General features: G+C 69.4%; 9 protein-coding genes. 6 read left to right on the plus strand and 3 right to left on the minus strand.

All coding sequences use genetic code 11. The features are described from left to right. Positions 1-13 precede the first annotated feature (13 nt). A complete protein-coding gene (locus ABD882_RS18085) occupies positions 14-2,482 on the plus strand; it encodes a CHAT domain-containing protein (RefSeq protein WP_345188864.1) in 2,469 nt (822 codons plus the stop codon). Positions 2,483-2,692: 210 nt separating this feature from the next. Here ABD882_RS18085 and ABD882_RS18090 read toward each other — a convergent pair whose 3' ends face one another. Next, positions 2,693-5,350, minus strand: a complete 2,658-nt coding sequence (locus ABD882_RS18090; RefSeq protein WP_345188865.1) for a CBM35 domain-containing protein — start codon at positions 5,348-5,350, stop codon at positions 2,693-2,695. A 298-nt stretch (positions 5,351-5,648) separates the two neighbouring features. Between ABD882_RS18090 and ABD882_RS18095 the strand changes: the two genes are divergently transcribed. The 5 genes from ABD882_RS18095 (at position 5,649) to ABD882_RS18115 (ending at position 12,124) form a co-directional block, all read left to right on the plus strand. Further along, the gene (locus tag ABD882_RS18095; RefSeq protein WP_345188867.1) at positions 5,649-7,805 is read left to right on the plus strand and encodes a glycoside hydrolase family 36 protein; all 2,157 of its coding nucleotides are present in this window, start codon (positions 5,649-5,651) and stop codon (positions 7,803-7,805) included. Between the two features lie 31 nt (positions 7,806-7,836). Beyond that, a complete protein-coding gene (locus ABD882_RS18100; protein WP_345188868.1) occupies positions 7,837-9,159 on the plus strand; it encodes an ABC transporter substrate-binding protein in 1,323 nt (440 codons plus the stop codon). A 79-nt stretch (positions 9,160-9,238) separates the two neighbouring features. Next, positions 9,239-10,186: a carbohydrate ABC transporter permease gene (locus ABD882_RS18105; RefSeq protein ID WP_345188869.1), complete on the plus strand. Its 948-nt coding sequence runs from the start codon at positions 9,239-9,241 to the stop codon at positions 10,184-10,186. Next, positions 10,183-11,043 (plus strand): carbohydrate ABC transporter permease, encoded by an 861-nt coding sequence (locus ABD882_RS18110; protein ID WP_345188870.1) that lies wholly within the window; start codon positions 10,183-10,185, stop codon positions 11,041-11,043. Before ABD882_RS18105 ends, ABD882_RS18110 begins: the two co-directional genes overlap by 4 nt. 70 nt (positions 11,044-11,113) lie before the next feature. Next, positions 11,114-12,124, plus strand: coding sequence for a LacI family DNA-binding transcriptional regulator (locus tag ABD882_RS18115; RefSeq protein ID WP_345188871.1), 1,011 nt, complete (start codon positions 11,114-11,116; stop codon positions 12,122-12,124). Here ABD882_RS18115 and ABD882_RS18120 read toward each other — a convergent pair. Next, complete coding sequence (locus ABD882_RS18120; RefSeq protein WP_345188872.1) at positions 12,090-12,746, minus strand: alpha/beta hydrolase; 657 nt, start codon at positions 12,744-12,746, stop codon at positions 12,090-12,092. The two genes, ABD882_RS18115 and ABD882_RS18120, sit on opposite strands and share 35 nt — an antisense overlap. After that, on the minus strand, positions 12,743-13,636 hold the full coding sequence (locus ABD882_RS18125; RefSeq protein ID WP_345188873.1) for a VOC family protein: 894 nt from the start codon (positions 13,634-13,636) through the stop codon (positions 12,743-12,745). Before ABD882_RS18125 ends, ABD882_RS18120 begins: the two co-directional genes overlap by 4 nt. Positions 13,637-13,649: the final 13 nt, after the last annotated feature.

The raw sequence follows: 13,649 nt of genomic DNA on the forward strand, positions 1-13,649 counted from the left end.
CCATCCTGGTGGCATGACCCTTTCCGCCGCCGAGCTGCACCGTCGTGGTCGCGCCTACCTGAACGCGGGACAGAATGCGGCGGCACGGCGGGTGCTGTCGCTCGCCGCCGAGCGCACCGACGATCCGGATCTGCGCGCCCGCATCGCGGGATCGCTCGCGGCGCTGACGACCCGGCAGGGGGATCCGGAGGCTGCCGAGGGGCTGTGTCGGCAGGCTCTCGCGCTTCCCGGCGTGTCCGAGGGCACGGCCGCGATCGTCTACGGACAGCTCGGGCTGCTCGCGCTGGAGCGGGGAGCGCTCGAGGAGGCCGTCTCGCTGCTGGACCGGGGGATCGCCGGAATCGGGGACGACGCCGAGCACCGGGCCCCGATGCTGGTCAATCGGAGCGTCGCGCACAGCCAGGCCGGGAGGCTCGCCGCGTCGCGGGCCGACGTCGAGCAGGCGGCCCGCGACTATGAGACCGTCGGGGGCGAGGTGGAGCGTGCGATGGCCATGCACAACGCCGGCTACATCGCGCTGCTCGAGGGCGATCTCATCGCCGCGCTCGAGACCATGGGCCAGGCGCGGGGAGCGCTCGCCGCCGCATCCGCGGTGAACGCCGCCATCTGCGACCTCGATCGCGCGGAGGTGCTCCGGGACGCCGGACTCGCGCGGGAGGCGGAGCAGAGCCTGGAGCAGGTGATCGCCGTCTTCGCCGCGAACCGGATGCGCCAGGCGAAAGGCCAGGCGCAGTTCCACCTGGCGCGGTCGCTGCTCACGCACACCCCGTCGCAGGCGGTGGTGGTGGCGACCGCCGCCGCGCGCACCTTCCGTGCGGCCGGCAGCGACGGGTGGGCGCTGCGCGCCGACGCCCTGCGGCTGCGGGCGCGGTTCACGCCGGAGGACGAGTCCGGTGCGCGGCCACGGATCCCTCCCGGGGTGATGTCGGAGGCGGACGCGGTCATCGCGGCGCTGCACGTGAGCGGCCCGCGCGCCGACGCGGCGGCGCTGCGGCTGACGCGGGAGCTCTGGGCTGCGGGCCAGCCGGATCCACCGGTACCGGCCACGGTCATCCGGACGGCACCGGATGCGCCGCTTCCGGTGCGTCTGCTCGCACACGAGGTCCGTTCGGCCCGCGCCGAAGCGCGTGGTGACGAGTACGAGGCGAGGCACCACGCCGCCACCGGGCTGGACGCGCTCGCCGAATGGCAGCGGTCCTTCGGCAGCCTCGATCTCGCGACCTCGCTCGCGATGCACGGAAGCGGGCTGATCTTCGAGGGACTCCGGTCCGCCGTGCGTTCGCGGCGTCCCGATGTCATGTTCGAGTGGTCGGAGCGCTCTCGGCACCTCAGCCAGCAGGCGATTCCCGTGCGCCCTCCGCGGGATGAGGCGCTGGCGGCGGATCTCGCCGAACTGCGGACGCTGCGCGCCGAGGCCGGCAACGGCGACTGGCTCTCGTCGCCGCGGGCGGCGGAGCTGAGCGAGCGTGTCCGTCGCAGGCAGTGGTCATCGACGGCCGCAGCCGGGATGCGCGACCGCCTCTCGCTGGAACAGCTCCGCGCGACCCTCGGATCCGGCACCGCGCTGGTCTCCTACGTGTTCGACGGGGCGGGTCTCACTGCGCTCGCCGTGACCCAGGATCGCGCGCGTGTCGTCGAGATCGGGCCCTGGGCGAGCGTCGGTCCCGTGTACGCCGGGCTGCGGGCCGACCTCGACGTCAGCGCATCGGTCCGGTCGGGGCCGCTGCTGGCGTCGGTGCGGGAGTCGCTCGAGCAGCGACTCGCGGCGCTGGGCGCGGCGCTTGTAGGCCCCGTCCTCGATACGATCGGCGACCGGCGCGCCGCGATCACGGTGCCCGGCATCCTGGGCGGGATCCCGTGGGGCATGCTGCCGGGCATGCGCCACCGGCCGTTCACGATCGCGCTGTCGGCGAGCCAGTGGGCCGCGGATCGGGTCGGGGAGCCCGCGCCCGGCGTCGGCTTCGTCGTAGGCCCTCGGGTCTCGCGCGGCGCGGAGGAGGTGGCGCGGGCGGCGTCGGCGTGGACCGCGGCGACGATCCTGGATCCTGAGGCGGCGACCGTGGACGAGGTCGAGAACCTCGCCGCGCGGGTCGGCACCCTGCACATCGCCGCGCACGGCAGGCATGCGGCCGAGAACCCGCTGTTCTCCGGCCTCGAACTCGCCGACGGTGCGTTGTTCGGCCACGACATCGACCTCATCCCGACGGTCCCGGACACGGTGGTGCTGTCGTCCTGCGAACTCGGCCGCTCGTCGATCCGCTGGGGTCACGAGGCCATCGGGATGACCCGGGCCTGGCTGCACGCAGGAACCCGGTGCGTGATCGCCTCCCCGGTCGTGGTCGCTGACGAGGTCGCCTGCGACCTGCTGGCCGTCATGCACGAGCGACTCGCCGCCGACGTATCCCCGGCGGAAGCGCTCGCCCGAGCCGGCGAGGACACCGGGATCATCGCCCCCTTCCAAGCCCACGGGGCAGGGTTCTGACCGTCCTGCCCGCTCATGCCGGATCGGCTGCACGGGATGCTGCCCAGCGCACGGGTTGTTCGCGCGAACAGACCGTGCACTCGGCGGGATCCCGTGCAGCCGGGCGGTCGGGGGAACGGGGGTCGGCGGTCGGGGGAGCGGGGGTCGGGTGCGCCGGGCCGCTCCGGGAAGACAATGGGGGCGTCGGCCTTCGCCGACGCCCCCACGATGTCACTTGCGGCCGAGGCCGGTCTGCACCTTCACCGTCGTGGGCGCACCCGACACGAAGTGCGCGAGCGTGACCGTGTCGACGTTCGGACCGTATGCTGTGGCGTTACCCAGTGTCAGCGCGCCTGCGTCCGTGGTCAGCGTGAGGGGCACGGTCTTGTCCCAGAAGCTGTTCCACGAGTAGTTGTGCCGGAACGCCGCCCTCGTGCTGGCGCCGCCGGTCTCCGCGACGTCCAGGAAGCGGCTGATCACCTGCGGGTTGTAGTTGATCGCCGCGGACTTGTCGGCGTTGGCGGCGGCGATCACGAGCTGGTAGTCGCCGGCGGCGAAACCGGTGGGACGCGGGATGGTGAGGGTGTTGGCCGCACCGTTGCCGATGTACCCGACGTCACGCACCACGCCCTGCGCGTCGGCCGAGCCGTTGGAGTTCGCCGGCTCGGTCTGGACCACCGCGGCGCCCGACCGGGGCAGCGTCTCGGCCTCGCTGTGGAACACCGCGGCCGGGTCGGAGTCGGCCGCCTTCTGCACGGCGCCGCGGAGGGTGGAGATTCCGCCGATGAGGGCGGTGCCCGCCGAGGCGCGCACCGCGAGCTCGTTCACGCCCTGGGGGAGGAACACCCGCACGGTCGAGTCGAACGTACCCGGTCCGCTCGTGGCGGGCAGGGCGATCGTGCGGCCGTTCACCCCGAGGGAGAGGGTCGCGCCCGTGCCCGTCGTCGCAGAGTGCACGGTGACGTCGTAGTAGCCGGTCTCCGCCGTGGTCGCGAAGAACGTCGCGGAGGCGTTGCCGGTGATCGTCGCGTACCCGCGTGCGGCCGGACTCTGCCAGGACAACGCCGCGTCTCCGGTCAGCCGGGCCTCCGCCGCCGGGTAGACGGCCTGCTCACCCGCGGTGATGTCGTAGAGGTCGAAGCGGTCCAGCGTGATGTCGGCTCCGGGGAGCAGGGTGCTGCCGTCCTTGCTGGCGCGCACGGAGAGCGCATGCGTGCCGGCGGTCAGGTGGAGCGTGACGTCGGTGGTGCCGCGGTACCCCCAGCCGAGGTCAGCCGAGTACTTCACAAGCTGATCGAAGGCCCCATCGACGAACAGCGCATGCATCCCGGGTGCCTGGTTGGCGCCGCCGAGGACGGAGAGCCGATAGTCGCCCGTGGTGGGCGCCGTCACGTTCCAGGTCGCCGATGATGCGGCCTTGTTGAAGGACCCCACATCCTTGCCGCCGGAGGCCATGAACGACCACTCCCGCGACGGGTCCTGGTTGTAGACGGTCGCGCCCGCGATCGTCGCGTTCTCGGCTTCCGTGCTGTTCACCAGTGCCGTGGACACCGGCTGCGGATCGGTCGTCTCGGGCGTGATCTGCAGCTGGTAGGCCGCGTAGCGGTCGCTGTTCGGAACCGTGAGCTGGAGCTCGCCGTTGCGGATCTTCGCTGTGGTCGAGAGGACGACGGGAGGCTGGAGCGAAGCACCCTCCGCGCCGTTCAGCCGGTCCGCGCGCACCTGCACCTGCACGGTCTCGCCGAACGTCGAGACGTCCAGTCCCTTCACGCTCAGCGCGACATCGGCCGAGCCTCCGCCGAACAGCACGGTGGCCTTGCGGTTCGCATCGTCGATCGTTGCGAGCCCCTGGAGCGTGTCCGGCGTGTTCAGGTGCGGCGGCGTGACGGCGGCGGTCTGCGCACCGGCGAGATCGCCGTACCAGTTGAACATCCACCAGCCGCCGTTGGCGCCGTTGTTCCGTGACGAGTTGTCGGAGAGGTTGCCGGCGTAGTTCCAGTACGCGGTCTGGGCGTCGACCTTCTCGTCCTCGAACATCGAGATCCACTGCACGAGCTGGCCCGGCGTGCCCATGTCGCGCAGCATGCCGTACTCCGTGATGTTGACCGGGATCGGATCGATCCCGAGCTGCTTCAGCAGCGCGGTGTACGCGTCGTGGTGGCCGCGGAAGGTCGCCAGGTTGTTCGTGCCGAGCTCATGCCAGATGAAGACGTCGGGCAGCTGGGCGTGCTGCTTCGCATAGCCGAGGAAGTCGGCGCTGCGATCGGCGTGCCAGGTCGAGTCGCCGGGGCCGCCCACGCGCGCGTGCCCGAGACCGTGCTCGGCGTAGACGCTCTGAATGGTGTCGTAGGCGGCTGACCAGTCGGCGAGGAACTGGTCCTTCTGGGTGGACCAGTTGGGGTACCAGTTGCCCGCGTCCGCCTCGTTGAACGGGATGAACACGTACTTCGACGGATCCTGAGATTTCGTCGCGACGTCCTCCACGACCTGCTTGAGGATCGGGAGGTAGTCCCAGACGCCGTCGCCGTTCGCGTCGCCGGGGCGCTTGCCGCCGTTGTAGGCCCAGTCGGGATACATGTCCTGGGCGTACACGTAGAGGTCCTTGCCGCCTCCGGCGAAGAAGCTCTTCTCGACCTGGAGGGCGTCGCCGTTCGGGTGCTGCGCACCCTGCGGCGGTTTCTGCGAGGTGTTGGTGATGCGTGCGCCGTCGAGCACCGCCTGGCTGGGCACGCCGTCGTCGCCGAGACCGTAGAGCGTCCCCGTCGCACCGCCGCGGAACGCTCCGGTGGTCTGCGAGAAGTCGACGGCGAGAGGATCGGCGGGGGCGGCCGAGGCGGAGACCCCGGACAGGCAGGTCGCCGAGAGGGCGATGCCGACGGAGACGGCCATTGCTGGCAGGAGACCACGGCGGCGAGGGCGCCGGGCGGGGGGAATGGTCAAGACGGTACTCCTTCGTACGGGATGGGTGCGCGGCCATGGTCGCAGCGACACGTCATCGAGAGGGCGTCATTGCAATCTGAAACCGCTATCAGGATAGCGATTTCATGAGATCGCGCAAGAGGGGGATGACTCCGTGTATCTTCGGTCCTGATACCGCTATCAGATTCTTCTTGCATATCTTTCTGATACCGGTATCATGAGTCCAGCGCCACCGTGCTGCACCGCATCCGCGAAGAAGAGGAAACCGATGACCGACCGTCTCAGCTGGGGCAACGGAACGCTGACCATCGAACTGGAATGGTCAGCCGATTCCGCTCCGCGCATCGCGGCGGTCCGCTCCGAGGGCACGTCCCTGACGATGCCGGCCGGGCTCCCTCTGGTCGATGTGCTGGCGGTGAGCCACGGGCACTCCCTCGCGAGCGACCGCCTGGTGCACACGGTCATCGGTCACGAGTCCCGCTATGCGGGACACGACCAGCGATCGACGGCCACAGGTGTCGAGCTCCGGATCCGGCTTGCCCACGAGGACACCGGGCTCGAGATCGAACTGCTGCTCCAGCTTCTGCACGGTCTGTCCGTCTTGCGCTCCTCGGCGTCGGTGGTGAACCGTGGTGACGGCGCCGTGGTGCTCCGGTCCGTCCCCGCGCTCGCGCTCTACCTCGGGGGAGACAACGAGAGCAGCATCCGCGACTGGGAGCTCCACCACGCCCTCAGCGACTGGCTGGGCGAGGGCAGATGGCTCGCGGAGCCGTTCGACGGAGTCCGCTTCCCGCGCCTCGAGCAGCACCTGACGAACCACAACCCTCGAGGCGAGTTCCGGGTGATCTCGACAGGGACCTGGTCGACGGGCAAGCACCTTCCCGTCGCCGCTGTGGGTTCGCGCAGGCTCGGCGCGGCGTGGGCCTGGCAGGTCGAGCACAACGGGGCCTGGCGCTGGGAGATCGGCGAGGACACGGCCGGTGGATACGTCGCCCTGTCCGGCCCGACGGACACCGACCACCAATGGACGCAGACGCTGCACCCCGGCGCGTCGTTCTCCACAGTGCCGGTCGCCATCGCCCTGGCCGACGACGTCACGGCAGCGATCGCGCAGCTGACCGCCTATCGACGGAGCACCCGTCGCCCCCACCCCGACAACGCCGCGATGCCCGTGGTCTTCAACGACTACATGAACACCCTCAACGGCGATCCGACGACCGAGAAGCTCCTTCCGCTCGTCGATGCGGCCGCTGCGGTCGGCGCCGAGATCTTCTGCATCGACGCCGGCTGGTACGACGACAGCGGCGACTGGTGGGACACCGTCGGCGAATGGATCCCCAGCACCACCCGGTTCCCGGGCGGGCTGGGCGAGATCATCGACCGCATCCGGCAGGGGGGCATGGTGCCCGGTCTCTGGCTGGAGCCGGAGGTCATCGGCGTCAACAGCCCGATGGCGCAGCGACTGCCCGACGATGCCTTCCTGCAGCGGCACGGAGAGCGCATCGTCGAACACCACCGCTATCACCTCGATCTCCGGCATCCGGCCGCACGAGCCCATCTCGATGACGTGATCGACCGGCTCGTCCGCGACTTCGGGATCGGGTTCTTCAAGCTCGACTACAACATCGACCCTGGTCCCGGCACCGACCGCGACGCCGACAGCGTCGGGGCCGGCCTGCTCGCCCACAACCGCGCCCACCTCGAGTGGCTGGACGGCGTGCTCGATCGCCATCCGACGCTCGTGCTCGAGAACTGCGGATCCGGGGCGATGCGTGCCGACCAGGCGATGCTCTCGCGCCTGCAGATGCAGTCGACGTCCGACCAGCAGGACTTCCTGAAGTATCCGCCGATCGCCGCCGCAGCGCCGGCCTCCATGCTGCCGGAGCAGGCGGCGAGCTGGGCGTACCCGCAGCCCGAGATGACGGAGGAAGAGGTCGCGTTCTGCCTGGCGACAGGATTGCTCGGGCGCTTCTATGTGTCCGGTCACCTGGCGCGCATGGACGCGCGCAGGCGGGAGCTCGTCGCGGAGGCCGTCGCGGTGGCGAAGTCGCTGCGCGGCGAGCTGACCGCCTCGACGCCGTTCTGGCCCCTCGGCATCCCGGCGTGGGATGCCCCGTGGACGGCGCTCGGACTCGCCGTCGACGGCGGCGCGCTCCTCACCCTCTGGAGTCGCGACCCGGGAGCCGGGCTGGTCGAGCTCGACCTCAGCCGGTTCGCCGGCGCCGACCTCACAGTCACCACGATCTTTCCGCGTTCGCTACCCGAGTGGGATACCCACTGGAACGCGGAAACCGGACGACTGCGCGTCGCCCACCACGCCCCTGAGGCGGGCGCGCGCGTTCTCCGTCTCCAGGCCGCCGTGCCCCCGACCGGGGCGGTATCAGCGACGGCAGCACATTCCGCCAGTCAAACCCCGTGGCGTTAACCTCGCTACGACAATCAAGGAGAGCAGTTCGATGAAGATCGCTTGGAAGGGAGCCGCGTCCTTCGCGGCCGTCGCCGCCGTATCGGCGTTGGTTCTCACAGGATGCAGCGACCCGGGTTCAGGAGGGTCGGGGTCGGGTGCGTCCACCTGGCCGTCGCAGAGCACGAAGCTCGACGGCGTGACCCTGACGATCTGGGCCGCGCAGAACTCGAACAAGACCGCCGACAGCGTCATCTCCGGCTTCGAGAAGCTCACCGGCGCGAAGGTCAAGGTCGTCACCATCCCAGACCCGTACGAGCAGGGCATCCAGACGAAGGTCGCGACGGGCGACAAGCCCGATCTGGCGTTCTGGCAGCCGACGGCCTCCGAGCTCACCGCACTCAACGCGAAGCAGAATCTGCAGTCGCTCGATGGAGCACCGTGGGTGCAGAACTACACGGGGAGCCTCGGCGACATGACCGGTCTCCTGGACGGCACCCGCTACGCGGCCCTGGTGACCACGCCCGCCGTCATCGGCGTCTACTACAACAAGGAGGTCCTCTCGGCCAACGGCATCACGTCGACGCCGAAGAACTGGGATGAGCTCATCCAGGATGCGCAGGCCTTGAAGGCCAAGGGCGTCGACCCGTTCTACGAGATGGGCGGCGACAAGTGGGCCACCCAGTGGTGGGTGCAGGCGCAGCTGGCCGATGCCGCCAAGGGTGGGCTGTGGGACAAGGTGAACAAGAACGAGGAGAAGTTCACCGACCCCACGATCCAGACCGCGATCGACAACTACCAGAAGCTGATCCAGGAGGGTCTGTTCAACTCCGACATCAAGACCGCGACCTTCGTCGATCAGGGCAAGGCTCTGCTCGACGGGAAGGCGGCCATGGCCATGCAGGTCAACTCGTTCTTCGGCGAGCTGCAGGCGACCTCGAACACCGATGAGCTGAACAAGAAGATCGGGTTCTTCCCGATCTCGCCGAAGGGCAACGTCGGGACCTTCATCCCCGACCAGTCCAACGCCCTGGTCGCCTTCAAGACCGGCGACAGCAAGCGCGAGTCCGCGGCGCGGCAGTTCCTCAGCTACTGGCTCGGCGACGGATACAAGGACTTCGTGAAGGCGCAGTCGACCGTCTCGCTCATCAAGGGCGTCGACACCCCGAGCGACGTGCCGACCGCGCTGCAGGACGTCGCACGGTCGCTGGACACGTCGGTTGGTTCGATGCAGGCTCTTGCCGTGGCCAACCCCGACCTGTATCTCAACCTCGCCGACATGATCCAGGGCACGAAGACGCCGGTCCAGGTCGCGCAGACCACCCAGGACCAGTTCGCCCAGCTCGCGAAGGCACAGGGAGTGAAGGGCTTCTAGTCCTCCTCTCCCGGTTGCGCCGGGGCGGCGACACCCGCCGCCGCCCCGGCGTCCCGAACCACACAGACACGAAAGGCCGATGACCCTCATGACGGCTCAGCTCACCCGACCGGCGACGGCCGCGACGGCCAGGAAGCCCCCGGCGTCGCGACGTGCCAGGGGAAGGCGGCAGGATCATCCCGCATGGTTCCTCGTGCCCGCACTGATCGTGCTCGTGGTCTTCTTCTTCGTGCCGACGATCTTCAACTTCGTCTACGCGTTCACCAACTGGTCGAGCTTCCACAGCGACATCAGCTTCGTCGGACTCGAGAACTTCACCTCGCTGTTCAGCAACGGCAGTCTGCTCAAAGACCTCAGGATCACGCTGATCTACGCGATCCTGGTGGCGATCTTCCAGAACCTCTTCGGACTCGTCCTCGCACTCGTGCTGGAGCGGGACACCCGGGTCAACAGGTTCGCCCGGGTCGCGTTCTTCGTGCCCGTCGTCATGTCGGCGCTCGCCGTCGGCTACATCTTCCAGGCGCTGCTGAAGCCGGAGGGCGGACTCAATCAGATCCTGTCGTTCTTCACCGGTCAGCACATCACGATCGCCTGGCTGGGCAGCACGACCTGGACCCTGGTCGTGGTCGCGCTCATCCACGCGTGGAAATGGATGGGCCTCTCGATGCTCATCTACCTGGCCGGGCTCAAGACGATCAACGAAGACATCCTGGAGGCCGCCCGCCTCGACGGCGCGAGCTGGTGGACCACCCTTCGCACCATCCGCTTCCCGCTGCTGGCGCCGGCCGTGACGTTCAACGTGGCCACCGCGCTGCTCGGCTCGATGAACGGCTTCGACATCGTGCAGGCCACGACCGGGGGAGGTCCGGGCGGCACGACGGAGCTGCTCAACATCTTCATCTTCCGCACCTTCGGGCAGGGGCTGTTCGCTCAGGCCACCACCATGAGCCTCAGCCTGTTCCTGATGGTGACGATCCTCGCCTTCCCCGTCATCTACTTCCTGCGCAGAAGGGAGAGCGTGCTGTGAGCGCCCTCATCACCACGCGGCGCCGGACGCGCCCGTCTTTCCGAGCATCCCGCCTCATCCAGCCGATCGTCGCGATCCTGCTCGTCGTGGTCCTGCTCGGCGTGCCGTTCTGGCTCGTCGTCGTCACGGCCGGCAAGGACCAGGCCGAGGCCCTCAACCCGAGCCTCGCACTCCCGTCGACCTGGCAGCTGTTCCAGAACTTCGCCACCGTGTTCGATCAGGGCCGGATGATCCCCGCCTTCCTCGGCAGCCTCCTGATCATGGTTCCGTCCGTGTTCGGCGTGCTGCTGCTGGGAGCGATGGCCTCCTGGATCCTCGGCCGCCGCCGTAGCAGGGGGATCGCGTTCGTGTACGCGCTCGGGATCAGCGGCATCGTGCTGCCGCCTGCGGTGGTGACCATCGTCCTGCTGCTGCGTCAGCTCGGTCTTGCCGGCACCGCTGTCGGAATGATCGGCGTCTACATGGGGATGTACCTGTCGACCGTCATCTTCTTCGTCACCGGATTCGTGCGCACGATCCCGGTCGAGCTCGAGGAGGCGGCGCGCGTGGATGGGGCCGGCCCGGTGAAGGTCTTCTTCCGGATCATCCTCCCGCTGCTCGGGCCGACGCTCGCGACGGCCACGATCCTGATCTGCCTCTACATCTGGAACGACGTGTTCTACGCGCTGTTCGTGGTCGGCGGTCGCCTCGACACCCTGCCGCTGAATCTTTACCAGGTCGCCAGCTCGGGCCTGTATCTGCAGAACTGGCATCTGATCTTCGCGTACATCATCCTGATGAGCCTGCCGCTGCTGATCACGTTCGCGGTCATGCAGCGGCGGATCATCTCGGGCATCACCAGCGGCGCCGTCAAGTGATCCGTCCGGTGGAGCGCCCGCGAGCGCGGCCGAGCGGGTGCCGTCGAGGTGCGTCGCTATGCTGAGGGCGATGCCGAACAACACGCCGAAACCACCCGTGATCAGCGATGTCGCGCGGCGGGCCGGGGTGTCGGTGCCCACCGTCTCTCGTGTGCTCAACGGCGCCGCGTACGTGTCGGAGGAGAAGCGCTCGAAGGTCATGAAGGCGATCGAGGAGCTCGATTTCCGGCCGTCGGCGGCGGCACGCGCCCTCGTCGCCCGGCAACCGAAGCTCATCGCCGTGATCGCCGGCAACACCTCGCGCTACGGCTATGCCGAGACGATCCGCGGCATCGAGGAAAGCGCGCGCGGGGCGGGATACACCGTGTCGATCACGGTCGTCGAATCAGCGGAGGACGAGATCGTCGCCCGGGCGGTGTCCCTCGTCCTGGACCAGCCTCTCGCCGGCGTCGTCGTGCTCAAGTTCGATCCGCCCGGAGTCGCCGCCCTGCACCGCATCCCGAAGTCCATCCCCACGGTCTCGATCTCGGGGGTGAGAGAGGTGGGCGTGCCGCAGGCGGTGCTGGCGGAGGCCGACGCCGCCGCGGAGGTCGTCGACTACCTGCTCGGACTCGGGCACGAGACGGTGCAGCACGTGCGCGTGCCGCCCTCGCGCAAGGAGGACGGCCGCACGACCGGCTGGAGGCGCGCCCTCGTCGCGCACGGCGCGCGCGTCCCGGTTCCTGTGGATGCCGGCTGGGAACCCGAATCCGGCCGGGAGATCGGGCGTGCGCTCGCCGCGGATCCGGCCGTGACCGCCGTGTTCTGCGGAAACGATGAGATCGCGATGGGCGTCATCCGCGGGCTGACCGAGGCGGGCAAGTCGGTGCCGGGCGACGTCAGCGTGGTCGGGTTCGACGACCATCCGCTCGCCCGCATGTGGACCCCGCCGCTCACGACCGTGGACCAGGACTTCGCCGGCCTCGGCTCCCGTGCCTACGGTCTGCTCGAGACGCTCATCGCCGGCGGCAAGCCGAAGAAGTTCTCCTCCGAGCGGCCGACGGTGATCATCCGCGAGAGCACGGCGCCGCCGCCGGCGTGATCGCGAGCGCTTCGGTGAGGAAGTGCCGCACGTCATCCATCTCCGAGGCGTCGATGCTGTGGCCGAGCTGCGGGTAGACGCGCTCCACGAGCGTCGCGTGCGCGGGGAGCCAGCCGCGCGTCCGGTGCACCGCCTCGGCGGTGATCATCCGGTCCTCGGCGCCGCGCCCCCAGAACACGGGAGGTCGGCTGGTCGCCAGCATCTCGTCGCCGGGTTGCGCGGACGCCTGGACGAAGCCGGCGAGCACGACCGCGGCGGCGACCTGAGCCGGACGGGTCCGCAGCAGCTGGGTGGCCATCAGACCACCCTGGGAGAACCCGATCGGGACGACGGGGGCACCGGATCCGAGGTGCTCATCGACCCAGGACCAGATCGCGTCGGTGCCGATCGCCACGGGCTCCACGTCCGGGTTTCCCGGCGTGGTGATGGGGAACCAGGCGCTTCCGCCCTGCGGCAGCGCGATCGGCGCCCTCAGCGACGCCCACGGGATGCCCGCGGGCAGCCAGCGTGCGAGCGACGCCAGATCCTGCTCATGGGATCCATAGCCGTGCAGGAACAGCGCGGTCGGCCCGTCGCCGCGGACGAGCCCGTCGTCCGCGGTGAGCGCGTGCAGCCCGTTCATGCGAGCACGTCGCCGACGGTCGCACCGGAGACGGCGACGGTCACCTGCGTGCCCCACGGGTCATCGATGCGCACGGCGCGCCCGTCGTCCGCGAACGGCACGGAGTGCCCCTTCAGCCGCTCGGCGAGGGCGTCGAGGTCTTCGCGCGCAGGGACCGCGACCGACACATCGCCCAATCCCAGGCTCGCGGCCCGGGGGCCGGCGCCGGCCGAATGCCAGACGTTCATCGCGATGTGGTGGTGATAGCCGCCGGCCGAGGCGAAGAGCGCGCCAGGGTATCCGGTCGCGGTGGACTCGAACCCGAGGGCGTCGACATAGAACGCGCGGGCGACCTCGACGTCACCCACCTGGAGGTGCACGTGACCGACGCGGCCTGAGAGAAGCGGCCCGGCATCCAGCACGTCCTGCGTGAGGTGCCGCTGCAGGTACGCGTTCGGGTCGAGGTAGTTCGTCGCCATCTGGATCTCGCCGTGCGAATACGCCCACTGCGAGCGGGGACGGTCCGTGTACAGCTCGATGCCGTTGCCCTCGGGGTCGGTGAAATAGAACGCCTCGCTGACGAGGTGATCGCTCGAACCGACGAAGCGGCTGCGCGCGTTCTGCGCGGCCCGATAGACGGTCGACGCGAGGCTGGGCGCATCGTCGAACAGGAACGCCGTGTGGTACAGCCCGGCCTGCCGAGGATCGACCCCCGGCAGATCCGGCGTGTGCACCAGGCGCACCATCGGGGTGGTGCCGCGCCCGAGCACGCGATGCACCTCGCGGCCGCGGACCCGCTCTTCGAGGGGCGCGAGCGCGAGGGCATCGGCGTAGTAGGACGACATGCCCTCGAGGTCGCCGACCCGGAGGGTCACCGCGTCCATGGACGTGTCGGGATTGAGCGATTCCATCAGAACCTCCGGG

The organism is Microbacterium panaciterrae, assembly GCF_039541635.1.
In the GTDB taxonomy this organism is placed as follows: domain Bacteria; phylum Actinomycetota; class Actinomycetes; order Actinomycetales; family Microbacteriaceae; genus Microbacterium; species Microbacterium panaciterrae.

Coding starts and splice junctions, on each gene's coding strand:
- ABD882_RS18085 (WP_345188864.1), top strand. CDS start 14: ATGACCCTTTCCGCCGCCGAGCTGCACCGTCGTGGTCGCGCCTACCTG.
- ABD882_RS18120 (WP_345188872.1), bottom strand. CDS start 12,746: ATGAACGGGCTGCACGCGCTCACCGCGGACGACGGGCTCGTCCGCGGC.
- ABD882_RS18105 (WP_345188869.1), top strand. CDS start 9,239: ATGACCCTCATGACGGCTCAGCTCACCCGACCGGCGACGGCCGCGACG.
- ABD882_RS18100 (WP_345188868.1), top strand. CDS start 7,837: ATGAAGATCGCTTGGAAGGGAGCCGCGTCCTTCGCGGCCGTCGCCGCC.
- ABD882_RS18115 (WP_345188871.1), top strand. CDS start 11,114: ATGCCGAACAACACGCCGAAACCACCCGTGATCAGCGATGTCGCGCGG.
- ABD882_RS18125 (WP_345188873.1), bottom strand. CDS start 13,636: ATGGAATCGCTCAATCCCGACACGTCCATGGACGCGGTGACCCTCCGG.
- ABD882_RS18090 (WP_345188865.1), bottom strand. CDS start 5,350: ATGGCCGTCTCCGTCGGCATCGCCCTCTCGGCGACCTGCCTGTCCGGG.
- ABD882_RS18095 (WP_345188867.1), top strand. CDS start 5,649: ATGACCGACCGTCTCAGCTGGGGCAACGGAACGCTGACCATCGAACTG.